The 20,876-nt window shown below is 49.0% G+C and carries 17 protein-coding genes; 9 read left to right on the forward strand and 8 right to left on the reverse strand.

Annotated features, from left to right (window positions below; translation table 11 throughout):
* Positions 1 to 113: 113 nt before the first annotated feature.
* The gene (locus tag OGY13_RS02185) at positions 114 to 1,019 is read right to left on the reverse strand and encodes a LysR substrate-binding domain-containing protein (RefSeq protein WP_048236016.1); all 906 of its coding nucleotides are present in this window, start codon (positions 1,017 to 1,019) and stop codon (positions 114 to 116) included.
* Positions 1,020 to 1,128: 109 nt separating this feature from the next.
* Between OGY13_RS02185 and OGY13_RS02190 the strand changes: the two genes are divergently transcribed.
* Positions 1,129 to 1,758, forward strand: a complete 630-nt coding sequence (locus OGY13_RS02190) for a LysE family translocator (protein ID WP_213752728.1) — start codon at positions 1,129 to 1,131, stop codon at positions 1,756 to 1,758.
* A gap of 101 nt (positions 1,759 to 1,859) precedes the next feature.
* Here the strand turns inward: OGY13_RS02190 and OGY13_RS02195 are convergent, their stop codons facing one another.
* The 4 genes from OGY13_RS02195 to pepT form a co-directional block, all read right to left on the reverse strand.
* The gene (locus OGY13_RS02195) at positions 1,860 to 2,096 is read right to left on the reverse strand and encodes a hypothetical protein (protein WP_118262431.1); all 237 of its coding nucleotides are present in this window, start codon (positions 2,094 to 2,096) and stop codon (positions 1,860 to 1,862) included.
* 98 nt (positions 2,097 to 2,194) lie between these two features.
* On the reverse strand, positions 2,195 to 2,824 hold the full coding sequence (locus tag OGY13_RS02200) for a DUF2913 family protein (RefSeq protein WP_048226383.1): 630 nt from the start codon (positions 2,822 to 2,824) through the stop codon (positions 2,195 to 2,197).
* Positions 2,825 to 3,146: 322 nt separating this feature from the next.
* The gene (dcuC, locus tag OGY13_RS02205; protein ID WP_003830889.1) at positions 3,147 to 4,508 is read right to left on the reverse strand and encodes a C4-dicarboxylate transporter DcuC; all 1,362 of its coding nucleotides are present in this window, start codon (positions 4,506 to 4,508) and stop codon (positions 3,147 to 3,149) included.
* Positions 4,505 to 5,761, reverse strand: coding sequence for a peptidase T (gene pepT / locus OGY13_RS02210; protein WP_057069053.1), 1,257 nt, complete (start codon positions 5,759 to 5,761; stop codon positions 4,505 to 4,507). Before pepT ends, dcuC begins: the two co-directional genes overlap by 4 nt.
* 1,320 nt (positions 5,762 to 7,081) lie before the next feature.
* Here pepT and OGY13_RS02215 point away from each other — a divergent pair.
* Together OGY13_RS02215 and OGY13_RS02220 are read left to right on the forward strand one after the other, a co-directional pair.
* Positions 7,082 to 7,339 carry a YjhX family toxin gene (locus OGY13_RS02215; protein ID WP_003021255.1) on the forward strand — a complete coding sequence of 86 codons (258 nt, stop codon included), beginning with the start codon at positions 7,082 to 7,084 and terminating at the stop codon, positions 7,337 to 7,339.
* Positions 7,340 to 7,349: 10 nt separating this feature from the next.
* Positions 7,350 to 8,096, forward strand: a complete 747-nt coding sequence (locus tag OGY13_RS02220) for an SAM-dependent methyltransferase (RefSeq protein ID WP_008783845.1) — start codon at positions 7,350 to 7,352, stop codon at positions 8,094 to 8,096.
* A 56-nt stretch (positions 8,097 to 8,152) separates the two neighbouring features.
* Here the strand turns inward: OGY13_RS02220 and OGY13_RS02225 are convergent, their stop codons facing one another.
* Positions 8,153 to 8,716: a DJ-1/PfpI family protein gene (locus tag OGY13_RS02225; protein WP_003830885.1), complete on the reverse strand. Its 564-nt coding sequence runs from the start codon at positions 8,714 to 8,716 to the stop codon at positions 8,153 to 8,155.
* A gap of 403 nt (positions 8,717 to 9,119) precedes the next feature.
* On the opposite strand from OGY13_RS02225, the gene OGY13_RS02230 reads away from it, so the two are divergent.
* Both OGY13_RS02230 and OGY13_RS02235 read left to right on the forward strand, forming a co-directional pair.
* Positions 9,120 to 10,232 carry an agmatine deiminase family protein gene (locus OGY13_RS02230; protein ID WP_213753147.1) on the forward strand — a complete coding sequence of 371 codons (1,113 nt, stop codon included), beginning with the start codon at positions 9,120 to 9,122 and terminating at the stop codon, positions 10,230 to 10,232.
* Between the two features lie 504 nt (positions 10,233 to 10,736).
* Entirely contained in the window at positions 10,737 to 12,959 is a 2,223-nt protein-coding gene (locus OGY13_RS02235; protein ID WP_286637526.1) for an EAL domain-containing protein, read from the forward strand.
* A gap of 186 nt (positions 12,960 to 13,145) precedes the next feature.
* On the opposite strand, the gene OGY13_RS02240 is transcribed toward OGY13_RS02235, so the two are convergent.
* Complete coding sequence (locus tag OGY13_RS02240) at positions 13,146 to 14,534, reverse strand: APC family permease (RefSeq protein WP_048236023.1); 1,389 nt, start codon at positions 14,532 to 14,534, stop codon at positions 13,146 to 13,148.
* A 343-nt stretch (positions 14,535 to 14,877) separates the two neighbouring features.
* Complete coding sequence (locus tag OGY13_RS02245) at positions 14,878 to 16,296, reverse strand: glutamine synthetase family protein (RefSeq protein ID WP_003830879.1); 1,419 nt, start codon at positions 16,294 to 16,296, stop codon at positions 14,878 to 14,880.
* 212 nt (positions 16,297 to 16,508) lie between these two features.
* Here OGY13_RS02245 and puuD point away from each other — a divergent pair, with 212 nt between their 5' ends.
* The 4 genes from puuD to OGY13_RS02265 all read left to right on the forward strand — a co-directional run bounded on the left by puuD (position 16,509) and on the right by OGY13_RS02265 (position 20,765).
* On the forward strand, positions 16,509 to 17,273 hold the full coding sequence (gene puuD, locus OGY13_RS02250) for a gamma-glutamyl-gamma-aminobutyrate hydrolase (protein ID WP_213753004.1): 765 nt from the start codon (positions 16,509 to 16,511) through the stop codon (positions 17,271 to 17,273).
* A 25-nt stretch (positions 17,274 to 17,298) separates the two neighbouring features.
* On the forward strand, positions 17,299 to 17,856 hold the full coding sequence (gene puuR, locus OGY13_RS02255; protein WP_003830877.1) for an HTH-type transcriptional regulator PuuR: 558 nt from the start codon (positions 17,299 to 17,301) through the stop codon (positions 17,854 to 17,856).
* Between the two features lie 138 nt (positions 17,857 to 17,994).
* Positions 17,995 to 19,482, forward strand: coding sequence for an aldehyde dehydrogenase PuuC (gene puuC / locus OGY13_RS02260; RefSeq protein WP_103285713.1), 1,488 nt, complete (start codon positions 17,995 to 17,997; stop codon positions 19,480 to 19,482).
* Between the two features lie 2 nt (positions 19,483 to 19,484).
* The gene (locus tag OGY13_RS02265; RefSeq protein WP_213753003.1) at positions 19,485 to 20,765 is read left to right on the forward strand and encodes an NAD(P)/FAD-dependent oxidoreductase; all 1,281 of its coding nucleotides are present in this window, start codon (positions 19,485 to 19,487) and stop codon (positions 20,763 to 20,765) included.
* The last annotated feature ends 111 nt before the right edge of the window (positions 20,766 to 20,876 follow it).

A 20,876-nucleotide genomic window follows, 5' to 3' on the forward strand; every position in this document is an offset into this window, starting at 1 on the left:
CGCAGAAAATGGGATTAACGGTTTATAACTGAAGCAACATTACCATTACCTGCGCAATACGACAATAATAATGAGAACCATTATCAATATTGGTGATTAGCAGAATAAACAGCTTAATCCAGCCAGTTTAGATCTGCCGAGGAGACACACGGCGCAGCCTCTTTTAACCAGCGATACAGCAGCTCAATATTTCTAAGCCGTGTTGAAGTCTTTGGCCAGACAAGGTAATAGCCCTCGCCAGTCGCTACCGCATCTTTAAACGGTAACGCCAACATCCCTGCCTGAATGGCCGCCAGGCTTAACAGCAGGTCGGCAACGGACACGCCATGACCGCTCATCGCGGCAAGACTGCCCTGCTCCAGGGTGTCGAACACTTTGCCCCGCGCAAGATTCAACGCCGGAAACTTCCCGGTGCGTTGCAGCCACCGACGCCAGTCACGGCGATCCGCTGAGGGATGAATCAGTTCACAGGCAGAAAGATCGCGCTGCGCCTGCACCAGCAGTGCGGGTGAGCACACCGGGATAAGCCACTCCTGAAACAGCAACCGGCTGTCGGTATCGTCACCAAAATGGCCATTCCCTAACAGGATCGCACAGTCATACGGTTCACGACCGAAGGATACCGAATCGGTATCCATCCAGACGCTGGAAATTTCGACAACCGGGGTCGGATGCGCTTCACGGAAATGACGCAGCACGTCCAGAAGCCAGCGCATCGTCAACGTAGACGGCGCTTTCAGCCGTAGCTCATGACTGCTGCTGCGAAAGGCATGACACGCGTGTTCCAGACTCTGAAACCCAGCCGTCAACTGCTGCGCCAGCCCTTGGCCAGAAGGCGTTATCTCGATACGCGGGCCGCTGCGGACAAATAGCTCGCAACCAAACCATGCCTCCAGCGTGCGAATATGACGGCTTACCGCGCCCGGCGTCACGTTAAGTTGAATAGCGGCTTTACTGAACGATCCCAGACGGGCTGCGGCTTCAAAAGCCCTCAGGGCATACAACGGAGGTAGCGTCATTCTCAGCTTCTATGTTGAGTTTTACTCACAGTAGAGCGCAGTTTTATTCGTTTTTCAATGCGCCACGCAGGCGGAATACTGATGGAAAATATCATCAGGATAATCAGGTATGAATTTCACTTTACTGGCTGCCTATAGCCTCAGCGTAGTAACCCTGCTGTTAACTCCGGGTCCTGTCGTGGCGCTGATTACCACCACCGCGTCGCAGCACGGCTATCGCCGGGCCTTTCTCACGCTGATTGGCACTAACGGCGCTTCTTTAGTATTGATTGCTCTGGCTGCACTGATGCTAGCTGGCGTGGTTTCAATCTCTGCGATATGGCTTGGCGTACTGGGTCTTGTGGGATCGTTGTATATCGGTGTGATGGCGATTAACGGCCTGCGGGCCAGGGACTCAAACCTCGGACTGTGTACGCCAAAACGCGATAACAGCGGGCTTATCCATGGATTTCTGACAGGGGTCGCTAACCCAAAGGACATTTTGTTTTTCGTAGCGTTTTTTCCCCAGTTCATTGCCATTACGCAAGATTTCACCACCAGCATTGTGACGCTAACGCTGGTGTGGGTTGTTTTTGATGTTACGGTGCTGTCTTTTTACATCATGGTTTTCAAACGCTGGATGCCAGAGCGGTTTGCCAGACGCAGCGTTTTTATCTCCTCCCTGTTTCTGCTCGCGGTGGCGGTGTTTGGCATTATTTATAATGTACACGCGCTACAAATGCTCTCACCCGCGATGTGATCCCCAACGAATTGTTCAGCCAGACATCTCATCTTGCACCGGGAGGAATAAAATAAGAACAAATCGACATTAACATTATTAATGGATTTATAAACCAGGATTCAGAAAATATAGACGATAACATTTTCCTGGCGTTCAACTGGCACCCTTACCCATGACAACGCATCAACGGCGACAGGTGCCATTTCATTTTCTAAGCGAAGTAAAGGAGTGTTGCCATCTGGTACAACCGTGCTTTCACCGATCTCAAGAACGCCCCGAAAATAAATGGACACATTGTCTGGCGTATCCGACAACCTTATCCATTCAGTTGTAATCACTAACTTTCGAGTAAACATTCGCTGTCCTTTGCGCGTGGTATAAATCCGATAATTTCACAGGTAGATCAATACACTCTTTGAACAAACAGAAATTTGTCCCCCATATCAGTTAAGCATTACTTAACTGAAAGAAAATTGAAGTAATAAAACTCATTCGAAATATGTTTCACAAATTCAACCGGCAGGTTATGTTTGATGAACGTTAACTTTGCAAACTCAATATCGCCGTACACTCGAATACAGAAAGGTTTGACTATCTCGCCCTGCACGCCAAAGCACTCCTGAAGCCGGGTGTCATCCATAAAAATAAAGTCACCTTTTCTGACCTTAATACTTTCATGAAGGCCTTGCCACTTCTCCGGAGTGAGCAGAAAGCTCTCCCATCCATTATTTCTCAACACTTCAATCGTGTGAGTAAATTTAAAATAGTCGTTTTGCATTGTCACATCACCACTCGATGTGGCGTACAAATATTCTATTTTAAATTTAAGTTGTGCATTGAGGCTTTTTTTCTTCCCCTCATCAATTAACCACTGAAGCTCACTGACAATGCTCTTCGAAAAGATTTTTCTTTTTTTGGCAATAGCCAGCCAATGCATAATGAATAGATGCTCTGACATTTTAGAGTAGATTTTATGATCCTTTATTGCGATACCAATTGCGACTAACGCACTCCAGGTAAAGGCTTCCAGATCATCCTGATAATGATGTCGTAACGTACTAACTCTTCCAGAATCCCTTACCACTTAAACCTGCCCAAATAAATCATCATTGTTATTCCACGTCATTCTTGTATTACTCTATTAAAAAATTACTACAACTAAAATCGTCAAAATATGATCCAGATTAACTTATCCCTATGTAATAAACGTGCAAATATAATACATCATACTTATTAATCATTAATCTGGGGTGGCTCAACAATGACTAATAAGAATAATGCGATAAAGATAAAGGTTAATAATAATCACCAGTAATCAATATCACCTTTTGTGATGAGACCTGTAAACAGAAAAAGCAAACTACCGGGCATTCAGCAACCCGGAAGTTTGCTTATTACAGACGAAGTTAATAGAAAATACCGATGATCAGGGTATGCGTTACAAAGCCCACAATCAACGGTACGGCGGTACGTTTAACCACATCAAATGGCGTTATTTTCGCCCCACTGGAAACGGCAATCACCACGCCGGAAACCGGTGAAATTGCCCGCCCCATATGTGATGCCTGTTGCATCGGCAGGATCATGGCAACAGCGTTAGCGCCCATACTTGCCGCGATTTGCGGGATCAGCTCAACGAAAGCAAGGAATGGCGCATTACCCGATCCCATAATAATTGCTGCCGCCAGCGTCACCAGCGCAAACACCACCGCCATAGCAAATGGAGGTAATCCCACGTGCTCCGCCATCAGGATTAATTGATCAATGGCACCAATGACTTTAATTCCGTGAGCAAAAACACCTGCCGCAACCAGTAGCCCAACCACCCCGGTAAAGGCGGTGCCCATGCCTTTAAGGAAATGGCTGAATCCTTCGCATACTGACTTTAAATCACGCACCCGCAACCACTCAATCAACATGCAGACAGCCATTGAAATGAGCACAATGGTGATAATATTCAGGTTAATACCACTGACGAACATTTCCGATGATCCCACCGCCATCAGTATCGGAAGCATCGGGAGAAGCGCATAAAAAGCCGGGGCTTTTCCTGAATCAGTCACCTCAGCGCTACCGATTTCCCGTGGAAGCGTCCCCGCTTTACGGTCGCAATGCCGCTGCCAGAAGAAATGGCAGACGCCCACGACCAGCACGGTTGCCAGCGCTGCAGGTCCCTGGTGGTAAACAACGTATTCCACCACATCCATATTAACCGCTTTAGATCCCCTGATAGCATCGATGGCCGTCGGGGTATACGCCACACCAAGCGAGGTGGCAATAACCCCAGCAGCCGAGGCCGCAGAAAGCCCTAACCCCAGCATAATGGGGAACATCGTCCCCATCAGCAACACGGCAAGCCCGGTAGCGGATGGGATGGCCAACTGCAGGAGGCTGGCGAGCAGATAGGAGAAAAATAGAAGCACATAGGGCGAACGCAGCGCGCGCAAAGGTTTCGTCACGACCCGCACAACCGCTTCATTTGCCCCGATATGATCCATGTAATGCGCAAATCCCATGAGCGCCATAATCATCAGGCCGAGATCGGCAGCACGCGTACTAAAGAGATCGCGCATCACCTCGAAAGGATCGAGAAATGAAATCCCCGTACTGGCAACGCCCTTCGGTAATACAGAACCCCATCCGGTTAACGCCGTACAAATCATCAACACCAGGCCCGCAATGAACAGCACGGGTTCAGCGCGATAACCTTTCAGTATCAGACGCGCGACCACCACGATAACCAGTAGGGCAATTAACACCTGAATCATGACTGAGCTCTCCTCTGCGCGAACTCAGCAAAGGTTTCCTCAATGACCGCTACCACCACATCGCTGGCGGCTCGCAGTGAACGCACCGGTAGATATTCATAAATTGAATGAAAGTTATGGGCACCGGTAAAAATATTCGGGCAAGGCAGTCCTTTCTGCGATAGCACTGCGCCATCATACCCACCACGCATGGCGACAGGTTGCGGGGTAATGCCACACTTCTGATACGCGCGTAACGCAATATCAATCGGGTAGTGTGCATCGCCCTGCAAACTATTGAACACATTGGCATAGCGATCGGTTAAATGGCAGACCACGCTGTTTTCTCCCCACAGCGCGCAGGTGCTGACGGCAAGCTGACGGATATATGCCATACGCGCCTTATACCCTTCTTCGGTAAAATCCCGGATATCCAGCTTAAGTACCGTACGGGCGCTGTTACCCTGAAGCTGTTTTACCCAGTAATACCCTTCGCGTCCTTCCGTATACTCAGGCGCCTCTCCTCCGGGCAGCATCGCAATAAACTTATGCGCCATCAGCAGAGAGTTCTTCAGCTTACCTTTGGCCGACATAGGGTGCGCGGACTGGCCGGTAAAGATGATTTCCGCATCACCCGCGTTCCAGTTCTCATAGACAAACTCTCCAATGCCGCAGCAGTCCAGGGTATAGCCAAAATCAGCGCCAAACGCCGCAACATCAAACGCTTTTGCTCCCCGTAATCCCTGCTCTTCATCAGGAACAAAACCGACCTTCACCGGCCCATGCTTAATCTCCGGATGCGCTACAAGGTACTCCAGGGCATTCATAATCGCGGCGATGGCGGCTTTATCATCAGCCCCTAGCAGACTGGTACCATCCGTCACCAGCAGGTCATCACCGATATAATTTTTCAGTTCCGGGAATTCACTTTCACGCAGATAAATATTCAGCTCCTGGTTCAGACACAAATCCCCACCGCTGTAGTGAAGACGTTGCGCATTTGTGTCCGCGGTCTGTTCTGCGCTGGTATCCAGATGACCAAAAAAGGAAACGACAGGGATGGTGTCATCGGTATTTCCAGGTAAGGTCGCGGTCACAATAGCGGTATCCCTGACCTCAATGTTATCCATTCCTAATGCTTCAAGTTCTACTGCAAGTAGTTTTGCCAGTTCCATTTGACCAGGTGAAGAAGGCATTATCCCATTAGCACCATTTTCCCTTGAGGTCGTGGTATTGATTTTCGTGTAGTTAATAAAGCGTTCAACAATATCCATTCCAGGAGATCCTTTAATGTATCATTTACGAGGTACTGCAAGAGAAGACCTGCATACAGCGTGGGTTGAATAATCTGAGAACAAAATAAAATCAGCGCTCATCCCAGAACGCTGATTTTATGGGTGTTACGACAACGATTTATATAAAGGAAGATAAAAAAGGCCAGTAATTATACCAGTGATTAAAAACTCCTTTTGATTGATAAAATCATATTCCCTGTCTGTTTTTACTACATTTTCCATGGTGTTAAGCTAACAGAAGTCATAAACTGAATTCGTATGTCTAAGGGATAATAAAAATCATTTAGATTCTTGCCCCCGATACCGACACAAGACATACCATCGCTATATTTTTTTAATGAACAAATGCTGTAACAGCAACATGCAACCGTTTGCACCTCTCTACAAATAGCCACTTAACGCACTAAAATCCGTGAACAAAATCACAATTACTTCAAAAGCGAAAATTAACATAACGCTTAAAAACAGATAGTTATAAGAAAAACTATATAATACCCATATAAATAAAGATGAAATCATACTATTCACCATGAAATAGATTCATAGCGATACTATTTCAACATTACCGTATGGTTCACAGAACAAAACCTGTCGTCATCACTAATGTAAAACAACAAGAACAATAATATTAAATTATCTATATATGACGATTATCAAAATTATACACAGGCAAAAAAAACCTCTCCCCTGAGAAGAGATTCAGGGCAGAGGTAATACGGGTGTTAAGGACATTTTTATAGTTTTGATGATAACAGAAGAGCTTCTTGCTGGATTGAGTATACACACTTCATGATGTTAAGAAAATTCCTAAAAAGAATTAAAAGAAAACACCATTAAAAATCCTTTTTATAATAAAGACATGTTTATCAAATAAAACAAAATTAGGATAGGGAAAAATTAAATATCACTAATCTATAGTATGACGCAAGTGGGGCTAACAACGCATCATTACGGCCAATACCGCTACTGACGATGTCTGAATATTCAATAAATTTAATATATCCATACACTGCTCAGCTAACGAGAGTTAAAAAATTATAAAATAAGCTAAACGCAATTTTTCGTCATAGATCACATTTTCCCGACAGAACGATTCCCCTACTCGCCCAGGCTGGTATGATTCAGCAGGTAAATACCTATCAACTCAACCCGAGGCTTTGATGCTGGAGAATGTAATCATCAGATAATCAGCTTACCGACCTTTTCAGGCCGGACTGGTTATCAATGCGCCGAAATCGAATGCGGACACCGCTGTGTGTTTGCACGTTTTGCACATGATGATTAAACAGGTTTTCCAGTATGAATTTATCCCGTCAGGAACAACGTACCTTACACGTTCTCGCCAAAGGTGGCCGTATTGCTCACGTCCGCGATGCATCTGGTCGTGTCACTTCCGTCGAATGCTATAGCCGCGAAGGGTTACTGCTCTGCGACTGCACGCTCGACGTATTCAAAAAACTCAGAACGAAAAAACTGATCAAATCCGTTAATGGTCAGCCCTACCGCATCAATACCACCGGGCTGAACAACGTTCGCGCCCAACTGGATAATCGCTAAGGAGAGAGAGATGGATATCCCGAAGATTTTTACGATCAGCGAAAGCGCACATCGCATTCATAATCCGTTCACCGCGCAAAAATATGCGACGTTAGGTCAGGTTTTACGGATGCCCCCAGGAACCCGCATCCTGGATCTCGGCAGCGGCTCGGGCGAGATGTTGTGCACCTGGGCACGCGATCATGGAATTTCCGGCGTTGGTATCGATATGAGCCAGTTATTCAGTGAGCAAGCCACCCTGCGGGCAAGTGAATTGGGCGTCACTGAGCACGTGCGTTTTATTCATGCCGATGCAACAGGTTATATCGCCGAAGAAAAATTCGATATTGCCGCCTGCGTTGGTGCAACCTGGATTGCCGGCGGCGTTGCCGGAACGATCAAACAGCTGGAACAAAGTCTCAAACCAGGCGGGATCCTGCTCATCGGCGAACCGTACTGGCGTCAGATGCCCGCAACGGAGGAGATCGCTATGGCTTGCGGCGCGGCTTCAGTAGCCGATTTTCTTTCTCTGCCAGAACTCGTTTCGTCTTTCGACCTGCTCGGTTATGACGTGGTGGAAATGGTACTGGCTGACCAGGAAGGTTGGGACAGATACGAGGCGGCAAAATGGTTGACGATGCGCCGGTGGCTGGAGGCAAATCCGGACGATGAGTTTGCCGCCGAAGTCAGAGAGCAACTGAGAAGTTCACCAGTCCGCCACGTTGCATTCACCCGGGAATATATCGGGTGGGGCGTGTTCGCACTCATGCAGAGGTAATAAATGCAGTCGGTATAGCCTGGCAGGTTATACCGACTTTTTCATCGCATCATCGCTTACTTCATTAATACTTCAACAAATTTAGCTAACCATTGCGGATGCGCGGGCCATGCTGGTGCCGTCACCAGATTGCCATCAACGTGGGCCTGATCGATACCAATATCGGCATAATGTCCACCGCTCAGACGAACCTCGGGCGCACAGGCCGGATAAGCGCTACAGGTCCGGTTTTCTAACACCCCCGCCGCCGCTAACAGTTGGGGCCCATGACAAACTGCGGCGATAGGCTTACCGGCAGTGTTGAAATCTTGCACCAGCTTAATGACATCCGGATTCAGTCGAAGATATTCCGGAGCACGCCCGCCGGGGATCAACAGTGCGTCGTAATCGGCGGCCCGCGCCTCGGCAAAATTAGCATTTAACGTAAAACGATGCCCCGGCTTTTCACTGTATGTCTGCGCCCCATCAAAATCGTGAATGGCGGTTTGAACGTAGTCACCCTGACTTTTATCCGGACAGACGGCATCCACACGATGCCCAAGCATTTGCAAAGCCTGAAAAGGCACCATCGTTTCATAATCTTCGACATAATCTCCGACCAGCATCAGTATCTTCTTCATTCACATCCCCCACTCACGGTTATTAATGATGAGAAATAACGGCCATCTTTACTATAGCCCACACGGTTCATGGCATTAATAAATACAACAGAACAATCGGCCAGATCACAATCCACGGCAAGGCCCGTCAGACGAGGGCTCAGAGCCAACGGCGTGCCATATGTTCATGCTGATAAATATAAATTATATATAAATATATAGTTGAGAAATTTTAATAGTCGCCAGTTTCACTCATTATATAAAACTAAGAGATTGCAACGTATATCTCCTGTGCTATATTTCGCGTGAAATTTACCCGCAATCACTTTATTTATTATTCAATATTTAAAATACACAGAATATTTATTATCTATTATTATTTCATTCACCTGATATCAGGTAAAAATACGCAAAGGTTAATCCTATGATGACAAGACGTTCATTCGTCAGACAAGGCCTGGTGACTTCAACGAGTATGCTACTCGCTGGTATGACGGGCTTCAGCTTTAGCCAATTTGCCCGCGCGACAGAGAACCGCCGCTGGCAAATGCCTGATGAAGGCGCACCGCATGCGGCAACCTGGATGGCGTTTGGTGCCAGTGCGGAGATCTGGGAGCCTCATCTGCTACCGGTGGTGCAGGAAAACCTGGCGTTAGTTGCCAAAACCATCGCCGCATTTGAACCCGTGAATATGTTAGTACGCGAAGAAGACAGCGAGCTCGCCGCGCGTCTGTGCGGGCCGTCAGTCAATCTTCTGGTTCACCCAATAGACGATCTGTGGATCCGCGACACCGGGCCGGTGTTTGTGAAAAGCGCCAGCGGCGCGCTCGGCGGAGTGGGATTTAATTTCAACGGCTGGGGCAATAAGCAAGAGCACGAACGAGATGCCGATGTGGCTGAATTTGTTACTGATTACGTTCATGCCGAGTTTATTCGCTCGGCGCTAACACTAGAAGGTGGCGGTATTGAGGTAGATGGTGAAGGCACGGCGATTATTACCGAGAGCTGCGTGCTTAACTCCAACCGTAATCCTGGCGTCAGCAAAGCCGAATGCGAAGAAGAACTTAAGCGACTGCTAGGTCTGGAGAAAATCATCTGGTTGCCGGGTATTGCCGGCAAGGATATTACCGACGGCCATACAGATTTTTACGCCCGATTCACGCATCCGGGTACGGTGGTGGCGGGTCTTGAGCAGGATCCGTCATCCTTTGATTACGCGATCACTCGACGTCATCTGGACATATTACGGGCCGCCACGGATGCCAAAGGCCGACGGTTGGAGGTAGTCACGCTGGAAGGACCTTCTACCATCCGCCAGACTTATGCGAGCGATGATTTCGCCGCGGGGTATATCAATTTTTATCTGTGTAATGATGCCGTCATTGCACCGCAATTTGGCGATAAGCGCACCGATCGTAATACCCATGCTATTTTGCAGGAGCTGTTTGCCGATCGTGAAATTATTCAGTTGAATATCGACGGTATCGCTGCCGGTGGCGGCGGTATTCACTGCGCGACACAGCAGCATCCTCGTTAATGATTAACAATTGAGTGTGTTGTGGGAAGGTGGGGAAACTCACTTTCCTGGCAATAAAAGAATGATTTTCATATCAAGGTGTAGCCATTAGTTAATATTCAAAAAAAGAGTAGCTCAACTAACATTCACGAAACAAATAATATTAAATAATAACAATTCAATAGCTTTCATCGATCTTTCATGGTATTTATGATCTGCCAAACCTATCGATGAAAGCTATCAAAAAATTTATATTGATCGTTTTTATCGATCGATTATTCTGTCTGAAATAATGGCTACTGACGCAACTTTTATTATCTGTACAACCAGCAATATTGTTCTCCTCTGTGTTGCGAAACATAGGGAAATTGTCGAGGATTACCTTTAAAAAACTCACATAACAGATTTTAAAATAGTTTTCAATTAGCGAAAACATCCAATAATACACATTTTAAGCCCTAAATCTAACCTGTTTTAAGTAGATGACTTAAATCGAGAACGGTGATAGCTCACTGAGAATTGCGAATGATGATATTGCTAAGAAAAACGGAAAATATAAATTTCATTAATACATTTAGAGACTATTTTTGTGTCGGCATCGCGTTTTTTGCATTACAACTGGTCGCTGGCCATCTCAGTAAGCAAGAGGATGTTGCGGGTATAACACTGCATTTTTACGATCTCACTTTACCTCTCATTTCTGCACTGCTGGTTTTATACCGGCAAAAGGCGCTGCCAATTTTGGCTGCCTTTTTCTTGTATGCGCTTTACTCTTACTCTTTATCTTCGGTATTCACACTAACGGCTCAGCTACTGGCTGCTCTCATTAGCCAGACACTCTACTTTTTCTCGACAGGCAAACGAGGCGCGGTTAGCTTTGGTCGTAGCCAGCTTACAACCCTGCGTATTGTCTGGCTCGTGTGTTGCAACGCCTTACTATTCATCTCGATTGATCACTGGTTCCAATCGAACACAGCCTCTGCACCGATCGCAAACCTTTTTACACTACAAACATTAATTAACTTACAGTGGCTGATGAACTCTTGCCTGACTGGCATCCCTTTTTGTTATCTGTTGCTTAGAAGCGTTCAAAATCCTGCATGGTGCATTCTATACATTAGACAAGTAAAGGCGCTGATAAAATCCGGCCCTCCTATTCTGTATCAAGTATTATGGCTGGCGCTGTTACTCTGCATTATGTCCGCTTTGATCGTCATCAGAGAAGATATTCTTATATTTACAGACTATTCATTACTGTGGTTACTTCCAGTAATGCTATGGGGAGTGATCTGTATTGGCCATGCTTTGATATCCCCTGTATGGGTAACAATGCTCATCCTGTTGGGATATTATATAAACAGTTATATTCCACCTGCTAACTATAATAATTATGTACATAGTCTCGTGATTTCCTCCACGATAGTGTTTGTCTTTTCTATTACGATTGTTGTTACCGGTGTACTTGTGGTTCATAACCGAAAATATCTCCGCCGCCTCAAACAACTTTTTAGATCAGAGCCTAACACCGGACTGCCTAACTTTCAGGCCCTGCAAATGGACATCCGTAAACACGCAACAGAGTGCTTGTGTTACATCCGTTGTACAGAGTTGAATACGCTGGAGCAAACTCACGGAATAGAATTTCGTTTTGAATTTGTAAAAGCGCTAAGCGCATATGTACGTAAATTGATTAAGGGTACAGGTGACATTTATTACGCACCAGGTCATGGAATAATTCTTCGCCTTAATGCTGTCCCTGACATTCCTGATCTCTACAAAGACCTAAACTCTTTTCGTTTTATCTGGAAGGACTACCAATTAGGGCTATCTTGTGGTGTGGCGTATACCACCGAGAAAAACCTGATTAAAAATTTATCTCAAGCAATTAAGCATCTTAATACCCAAAGCTACATCTCGTTAATGCAGGGGCAACCGTTGTTACTCAGCCCGCAAGTGCCAGGTGATAAAATTGTCAGCCAGGCTGTCATTCGTCATATGTTGCAAAAGGCAATTGACAGAAAGTCGTTTGAGCTTATGGCTCAACCCATCGTATCAACGATGCTGGTTGTTCAGCCGATCGTTTCAACCACGGGACTGACACGTTATCACGAGATACTTATTCGGATAAAAATGGTTGATGGCAAGTTAATCTTTCCAGACACCATCCTACCGGTTGCTCGCGAGGCAGGATTACTTCCTGCGCTGGATATCACTGTTATAGAGCAAACATTTCGTTTTATACAGTCACGGCAGAAATCTGACCCAAACAGTCACTTCTCCATTAATCTGACGCCTGACTCGCTTAATAAAATTGATTTTCTTGATAATGTTTTTACATTGTTCAGAAAATACTCAATAACACCTGAACGTATAATATTTGAAGTTATTGAATCAGATATTATTGACAACGCTAATGTCACTGATGTTCTGAGAGCACTACGTAAAGCCGGTTCTAAAATTGCTATTGATGATTTTGGCACAGGAGCATCAAGCTATTCACGACTACGAACGTTAGACGCAGATATTCTGAAAATTGATGGTTCCTTCATCCGTAACATACTGACCGATGAATTTAGTCGATGCGCCGTCAGATCCTTCTGCGAAGTAGCAAAACTCAAAAACATGGAAGTAGTCGCTGAGTTTGTTGAAAATGAGGAAATTGAAAAGATGCTAATTACGATGGGTATTGGTTGGTTACAGGGATACCATATAGGGAAACCCGTTCCTATTGAGTTGGCTGAATTATAATTCAGTAATTATAATAATAATTATATTCCTACATTGATTTACTTACCGGCTCCCGTGCCGGTTTTTTTATTCCCTAAAACAAGCGGGACTTTAATTAAAGCAGGTATGCCGCGACCGTTTGCCGCGACATACCGTGTTTCATTTTTACCTCAACTCAGCCGAATGCTACGGCCTATTCAGCTTCCATCACTCCCAGGCGCGCTCAGATTTCGCGGCGTCAAACTGCGGCGGCGGTTTGCGAAAACGTCCGGTCAGCCAGGCAAGATACACCAGCCCAACGCCGGCCCATACCAGACCCAGCGTCAGCGATGTCACCTCAAGATTCACCCACAGTACGGCAACCGTGGCGGCACCGACCATTGGCAATACCAGATAGTGCAGCTTCTCCTGCCAGGTATGCTTGCGTCCTTCACGACGCCAGAAGTGGTTAAACACGGAGAGATTAACGAACGTAAAGGCCACCAGCGCACCAAAGTTAATCAACGCCGTGGCAGTCACCAGGTCAAAAAACAGGGCCGACAGCGCCACAATCCCGACCATGATGACGTTCAACGCGGGAGTACGCCATTTGGGATGGACATAACCAAAGTACTTCTCCGGGAAGACGTTATCGCGGCCCATCACGTACAGCAGACGCGAAACGCTGGCATGCGACGCCAGACCTGAAGCCAGCGTATTCACAAAGGTGGTACACAGGAAAATAGACTGGAACAGCTTGCCGCCGACGTACAGCGCAATCTCCGGTAGCGCCGCATCCGGGTCTTTGAATCGGCTAATGTCCGGGAAGAACAGTTGCATAAAGAACGAGGCAGCAATGAAGATCAGCCCACCGTACAGCGCGGTAAGAAAAATAGCTTTTGGAATGGTGCGCGCAGCATCCGGTGTCTCTTCAGATAGGGTCGTCACCGCGTCAAAGCCGAGAAACGAGAAGCAGACAATGGTCGCCCCGGTGATAATCGGGATCAAATGCGCATTCTGGCTGATAAACGGTTGCAGCGACCAGACGGTCCCAACCCCTTCCCCTTTGTGCAGCCCCTGCACCACGAGGAAAATGAACACCACGATGATCGCCACCTGCACCAGTACAAACAGCGCATTGAAGTTCGCTACCAGATTAACGCTTTTCAGATTGGCCGCGGTGAGGATCGCGACGAACATCACCACCCAAATCCATGGCGCAACCCCCGGGAACAGCGCGGAAAGGTAAATTTTCGCCAATAGTACGTTAATCATCGGCAGGAAAAGGTAGTCAAGCAGTGACGACCAGCCGACCATAAACCCGACATGCGGGTTGATCGCTTTTTGCGCATAGGTATAGGCCGAACCGGCCTGTGGAAACTGGCGCACCAGCTTTCCATAACTGATGGCGGTAAACAGTACTCCCGCCAGGGCCAGCAGGTAGGAGGCCGGAACATGGCCATTGCTGATACCCGAAACAATGCCAAAGGTGTCAAACACCGTCATCGGCGTGAGATAGGCAAGCCCCATCACCACCACCTGCCACAGCTTCAGGGATTTACGCAGCTGTGCTTTGCCCGGCTGGGCAGAATGATCCGCAGAAGAGTTAGTCGACATAATTTTCCTCCCCGCTACGAGTCCAGATCTGCGTTCGAAACGTGGGTACAGCAGACCTGGGTCGTGTCGGGGAGGAATGGCATAAAAAAGGCGTCAATGGGGTACGGCACAGATGCGGTCCGTATTTACTGCGGGAGCCATGAATACTCACGCGGGGCGGGTTTTTAAACATTGGCATCATCACATTTCCTCGTCACAAACTCTGTCGGTTATCTGAAGACCCGTTGTCGCCCGCGCTCCATTACGCGACATCCGGGAAATGGCAGGTATTCCTGCAATTTTTACGGGCTGGCTCCGCTCAGCCCGCATGATGCGACTTCTTTTTCAATGACCTGTACAACGGTCAGGCGTTTTTCAGCATCCACTCAATTTCAGTGTCGGTAATCAGACGTTCAAACTGGATAAGCTCATCGTTTTTACAGGCGTGATACACATGGCTAAACCGCTCACCCAATAGTTCACGCAGACTGTCATTTTGCATAAACTCCCACAGCGCATCGCTCTGGCGAATCGGGAACGGCAGCCCTTCCTGCTCCAGACCGTTACCCTCCACTTCTTCTTGTAACGGCAGTTCGTTATCCAGACCGTGAAGGATCCCCGCCAGGATGGTCGACATCACCAGATACGGGTTGGCATCAGCCCCCGCTACGCGATATTCAACCCGATGGTTATCACGGTCGCCGCAGGGAATACGCAGCGCCACCGTACGATTGTTGTGCCCCCAGGACGCCTGGGTCGGAACATACATCCCGGGCTGGAAGCGGCGATAGGAGTTCACATTCGGTGCCAGCAGCGCCATTGACGCGGGCATCAGATCAATCATCCCGGCAAGCGCACGCTTTAATAACGCGGAATCATCGCCATTCGCATCAGCCAGCACGTTCTCACCTTTGTTATTCATGACGCTGATGTGGATATGCATCCCGCTACCGGCATGCTCCTCATAAGGCTTTGCCATAAACGTGGCATGCATCTTATGTTTCTCTGCCACCAGCCGTACCAGACGTTTCAACGCCAGCGCGTCATCGCAGGCGTCGAGCACGTTGTCGGTATGGTAGAGGTTGATTTCAAACTGCCCAGGGGAGGCTTCAGCCACCGCGCCGTCAGCCGGGATCAGCTGTAAACGGGCCAGTTCATCGATATCGTTCAGCACATCTGCAAAGTGGTTCAGGTTATCAACCGAATAAACCTGACTTTGGGTATTACGATCGTCCGTTCCCGGCGCGCATGGCGGCTGCAGATAACCTTCGGGGTCACGCTTACGATCGAGTAAATAGAACTCCAGCTCTACCGCTACGACGGGGAACAGACCGCGCTGGCGAAGTTTCTGCCAGAGTCGGTTTAGTACGTTCCGCGGCTCAACGTCAAAGGGAGCGCCATCTTCATCCAGCATCGTCAGCATCATCTGCGCAATAAATTCCGGATCGGCAGCCGAAGGGGTTAACGTACCTGCCACGGGTACACAGGTCCGATCCGGTTCGCCAAGCTCCTGGCCTAATCCCGCCTCTTCGACCACATTGCCCAGAATATCCATCGCGAAAACGGATGCCGGGAAATAGCAGCCTTTCTCTAACTTATGCAATCCCGCAACGGGAAGGCGCTTACCGCGAAAACAGCCATTAAGGTCGGTTAACAACACATCCACATACTGCGTATTAGGATAGCGTTCCAGATACTGCTTAACTTCGCGCGCAAACGCGCTACTTCGTCTCTCTTCAGAATGCTGAACAAAATTCTCAACTTCTACGATATTGGTTTCCATGATTCACCGCCGTTGGCCTGGTAAGCTGTTCTGTGATTTGACTGTTAAATATAATGTCCACCATTCGACTCTGGATGCAAACAAATTGTTTGTCAAATGTTAAATTAAGTTTGCTAGAAGGTTATTCCGCTGCTAGATTGAGAAAATAATGAACGGAATGGCACAACAAGGAACCGTTTGGCAATAATTTATTCCAAAACGTGAGGTCGATCATGGGCAATATATTTGACAAGCCAGTTATTGGTGTAGTGATGTGTAGGAACAGGCTTAAGGGTCACCAGACCCAGACTCTGCAAGAAAAGTACCTAAATGCGGTATTAAATGCCGGAGGATTACCGATAGCGCTTCCCCATGCGCTTGCGGAACCCGAATTGTTGAACGCGCTGTTACCGAAACTGGACGGTATCTTCCTGCCAGGAAGCCCAAGCAATGTGCAGCCGCACCTCTATGGTGAAAATGGCGATGAGTCTGACGCCGATCCCGGGCGTGATCTTCTGAGCATGGCGCTAATTACCGCCGGGCTCGAAAGGCGCATTCCCATTTTCGCCATCTGCCGGGGCTTACAAGAATTAGTTGTCGCCACTGGCGGGACTCTGTATCGTCGCCTGTGCGATCATCCACAGTTCCTGGAACATCGTGAAGATGCGGAACTCCCGGTGGAGCAGCAATATGCACCATCTCATGAAGTCCAGGTTCAACAGGGAGGATTGCTATCTCAGTTAATACCAGGTTGCAGCACGTTTTGGGTCAACTCCTTGCATGGTCAGGGCGCAAAAACCCTTGGCCTGCAGTTGCGCGTGGAAGCACGCTCGCAGGATGGATTAGTGGAAGCTGCCAGCGTCTATGACCATCCTTTCGCGCTCGGCGTGCAGTGGCACCCGGAATGGAACAGTAGCGAATACGCCCTGTCGCGTTTGTTACTTGAAGGTTTTATCACCGCTTGTCAGAACCACCTCGCTGAAAAACAGCGACTCTGACCACTACAGTTAAGGAAATGCAATTATGAGCGATGACGGCCTGGCGCCGGGTAAACGTTTGTCAGAGATCCGCCAGCAATTGGGTCTTTCGCAGCGTCGTGCCGCCGAACTGTCTGGGTTAACGCATAGCGCCATCAGCACCATAGAGCAGGATAAAGTCAGTCCTGCCATCAGTACGCTGCAAAAGCTATTGAAAGTATATGGGCTGTCGCTCTCCGAGTTCTTCGCGGAACCGGAAAAGCCTGACGAACCGCAGGTGGTTATCAATCAGGATGATTTGATTGAGATCGGGAGTCAGGGAGTATCCATGAAGCTGGTACACAACGGAAATCCGAATCGTACGCTGGCAATGATGTTTGAAACCTATCAGCCAGGCACGACAACCGGGGAGAGAATTAAACACCAGGGTGAAGAGATTGGCACAATACTGGAAGGTGAAGTGATACTGACCATCAACGGTCAAACGTATCCTCTTGTTGCAGGACAAAGCTATGCCATTAACACCGGCATACCACACAGTTTCAGCAACACCTCGGCAGGGATCTGCCGCATCATCAGTGCCCACACTCCCACCACTTTCTAATAAGTAGCGGCCTGAGTTTCTCAGGCCTTCTTAAATAACGCGCATTAACAGGGTACATCCCTGGGGCATCGTGCAGCCTGATTTTGCCTGAAAAAGATCAGCAACGAACTTTATCTTATTGATATAAAAGGAGTAGCTATGAACTTTCAGAATCTTAAATATTGGCGTGAGAAAGCCAGCCATTATTCACCAGAGACCCGTTTATTTATTAACGGCGAATATTGTGCCGCCGCTGATAACGAAACCTTTATTACGCTGGATCCGGCAGGACAACGTCCTCTGGCTAAAGTCGCCCGCGGTAAAAAAGCGGATGTGGACCGCGCGGTCACCGCAGCCCGTACCGTCTTTGAACGCGGAGACTGGTCGCAAGCATCACCCGCAGAGCGCAAAGCGGTACTGCACAAACTCGCCGATTTAATGGAGCAGCATCACGAGGAGCTGGCGCTACTGGAAACGCTCGATACCGGTAAACCGATTCGCCATAGCCTGCGTGATGATATTCCCGGCGCGGCACGCGCCATCCGCTGGTATGCCGAAGCTATAGATAAAGTCTATGGCGAAGTTGCCACCACCTCGGTGAACGATCTGGCACTGATTGTGCGCGAACCGGTAGGCGTGATTGCCGCCATTGTACCGTGGAACTTTCCTCTGCTGCTGGCCTGCTGGAAACTCGGCCCGGCACTGGCTGCGGGTAACAGCGTGATCCTCAAGCCTTCCGAAAAATCACCGCTGACCGCCATTCGCCTGGCTGCGCTGGCTAAAAAAGCAGGTTTGCCCGATGGCGTTCTCAGCGTTGTTAGCGGGTATGGTCACGAAGCGGGTCAGGCGTTGTCACAGCACCCGGATGTTGATGTGATCACCTTTACCGGCTCGACTCGTACCGGCAAGCAACTGCTCAAAGACGCTGGCGACAGCAACATGAAACGCGTCTGGCTGGAAGCCGGAGGTAAAAGCGCCAACATCGTGTTTGCCGACTGTCCGGATCTGCCGAAAGCCGCCGCTAATGCAGCGGCAGGTATCTTCTATAACCAGGGCCAGGTTTGTATCGCCGGAACGCGCCTGCTGCTGGAAGAGAGCATTGCCGACGAGTTCATCGCCCTGCTGAAAGAACAGGCGAAAAACTGGCAGCCCGGCAACCCGTTGGATCCGGAAACCACGATGGGCACGCTTATCGACAATGCGCATGCCGACACCGTGCACGGTTTTATTCGCGACGGTGAAGCGCAAGGCACGCTGGCGCTGGATGGCCGCAGCCACGTACATCCGGCCGCTATCGGCCCGACTATTTTTGTCGATACCGCACCGCAGGCCCACGTCAGCCGCGATGAAATCTTCGGCCCGGTACTGGTCATCACCCGTTTTAGCAGCGAAGCCGAAGCTCTGGCGCTGGCTAACGACAGTGACTACGGCCTCGGCGCCGCGGTCTGGACCCGCGATTTGTCGCGCGCCCACCGTATGAGCCGTCGCCTGAAAGCCGGCTCAGTCTTCGTGAATAACTACAACGACGGTGATATGACCGTGCCGTTCGGCGGTTATAAGCAAAGCGGTAACGGACGCGATAAATCCCTGCATGCGCTGGAAAAATTTAGCGAACTGAAAACCATCTGGATCTCCCTGGAGTCTTAATCATGACTGAACATACCAGCAGTTATTACGCCGCAAGCGCCAATCAGTACGAACCGTTTCCGACCCTTAGCGAATCGGTTAGCTGTGATGTTTGCGTCGTGGGCGGTGGTTATACCGGACTCTCCTCCGCCCTGCATTTAGCGGAAATGGGTTACGACGTGGTGCTACTGGAATCCGCGCGTATTGGTTTCGGGGCCAGCGGACGTAACGGCGGTCAGTTGGTGAACTCCTACAGTCGCGATATCGACGTCATCGAACGTACCTATGGCCCGGATGCCGCTAAAATGCTCGGTGGAATGATGTTTGAAGGCGGCAATATCATCCGCGAACGCATCAAGCGTTATCAGATCGAATGCGACTATCGTCCCGGCGGGCTGTTTGTAGCGCTGAACCACAAACAGATGGAAACGCTGGAAGAGCAGAAGTCGAACTGGGAACGCTACGGCAACACGCAGCTTGAACTGTTAGACAGCAGTGAAATTCGTCGCGAAGTCAGCAGCGATCGTTATGTCGGCGCGCTGCTCGACCACAGCGGTGGTCATATTCACCCGCTGAACCTGGCGATTGGCGAAGCTAACGCCATTCGTCTGAACGGCGGACGCGTCTTTGAGCAGTCGCCAGTCACCCGTATTCAGCACACCAGCCCGGCGGTGGTCAGCACTGAAAAAGGCCAGGTGACGGCCCGCTTTGTGATCGTCGCGGGCAACGCCTATCTCGGTGACAAACTGGAACCTGCGCTGGCAAAAAGCAGCATGCCGTGTGGCACGCAGGTGTTAACCACCGAACCGCTGTCGGCGGAGATGGCGCGCTCGCTGATCCCGAAAAACTACTGTGTGGAAGATTGTAACTACCTGCTCGATTACTACCGTCTGACCGGGGATAACCGCCTGCTGTACGGCGGTGGTGTGGTCTACGGCGCTCGCGATCCGGACGATATTGAGCGTCTGGTAATGCCGAAACTGCTGAAGACCTTCCCGCAATTGCAGGGGGTAAAAATTGATTACCGCTGGACCGGTAATTTCCTGTTAACGCTGTCTCGTATGCCGCAGTTCGGCCGTCTTGATACCAACATTTACTATATGCAGGGCTACAGCGGCCACGGCGTGACCTGTACTCACCTGGCAGGACGCCTGATTTCCGAACAGCTGCGCGGGGATGCCGAGCGCTTTGACGCGTTCGCCAACCTGCCGCACTACCCGTTCCCGGGAGGCCGCAGCCTGCGCATTCCGTTTACCGCCATGGGGGCGGCATATTACAGCTTACGCGATCGCCTTGGGGTTTAAGTTCTTCCGCGATAAACCCGACGCACAGGGCGATCCCCCCTGTGCGTTTTTTTATTCCTGGAAAGCGAAAAACAGATAACAGGTACGAAAATATCGCAATAGGACATAACC

Source organism: Citrobacter sp. Cpo045, assembly GCF_030332875.1.
GTDB lineage: Bacteria > Pseudomonadota > Gammaproteobacteria > Enterobacterales > Enterobacteriaceae > Citrobacter > Citrobacter portucalensis.

Excerpts from the sequence above, each read along its gene's own strand:
- OGY13_RS02185 (WP_048236016.1), bottom strand. The coding sequence starts at position 1,019 with ATGACGCTACCTCCGTTGTATGCCCTGAGGGCTTTTGAAGCCGCAGCC.
- OGY13_RS02190 (WP_213752728.1), top strand. The coding sequence starts at position 1,129 with ATGAATTTCACTTTACTGGCTGCCTATAGCCTCAGCGTAGTAACCCTG.
- OGY13_RS02195 (WP_118262431.1), bottom strand. The coding sequence starts at position 2,096 with ATGTTTACTCGAAAGTTAGTGATTACAACTGAATGGATAAGGTTGTCG.
- dcuC (WP_003830889.1), bottom strand. The coding sequence starts at position 4,508 with ATGATTCAGGTGTTAATTGCCCTACTGGTTATCGTGGTGGTCGCGCGT.
- pepT (WP_057069053.1), bottom strand. The coding sequence starts at position 5,761 with ATGGATATTGTTGAACGCTTTATTAACTACACGAAAATCAATACCACG.
- OGY13_RS02215 (WP_003021255.1), top strand. The coding sequence starts at position 7,082 with ATGAATTTATCCCGTCAGGAACAACGTACCTTACACGTTCTCGCCAAA.
- OGY13_RS02220 (WP_008783845.1), top strand. The coding sequence starts at position 7,350 with ATGGATATCCCGAAGATTTTTACGATCAGCGAAAGCGCACATCGCATT.
- OGY13_RS02225 (WP_003830885.1), bottom strand. The coding sequence starts at position 8,716 with ATGAAGAAGATACTGATGCTGGTCGGAGATTATGTCGAAGATTATGAA.
- OGY13_RS02230 (WP_213753147.1), top strand. The coding sequence starts at position 9,120 with ATGATGACAAGACGTTCATTCGTCAGACAAGGCCTGGTGACTTCAACG.
- OGY13_RS02235 (WP_286637526.1), top strand. The coding sequence starts at position 10,737 with ATGATGATATTGCTAAGAAAAACGGAAAATATAAATTTCATTAATACA.
- OGY13_RS02240 (WP_048236023.1), bottom strand. The coding sequence starts at position 14,534 with ATGTCGACTAACTCTTCTGCGGATCATTCTGCCCAGCCGGGCAAAGCA.
- OGY13_RS02245 (WP_003830879.1), bottom strand. The coding sequence starts at position 16,296 with ATGGAAACCAATATCGTAGAAGTTGAGAATTTTGTTCAGCATTCTGAA.
- puuD (WP_213753004.1), top strand. The coding sequence starts at position 16,509 with ATGGGCAATATATTTGACAAGCCAGTTATTGGTGTAGTGATGTGTAGG.
- puuR (WP_003830877.1), top strand. The coding sequence starts at position 17,299 with ATGAGCGATGACGGCCTGGCGCCGGGTAAACGTTTGTCAGAGATCCGC.
- puuC (WP_103285713.1), top strand. The coding sequence starts at position 17,995 with ATGAACTTTCAGAATCTTAAATATTGGCGTGAGAAAGCCAGCCATTAT.
- OGY13_RS02265 (WP_213753003.1), top strand. The coding sequence starts at position 19,485 with ATGACTGAACATACCAGCAGTTATTACGCCGCAAGCGCCAATCAGTAC.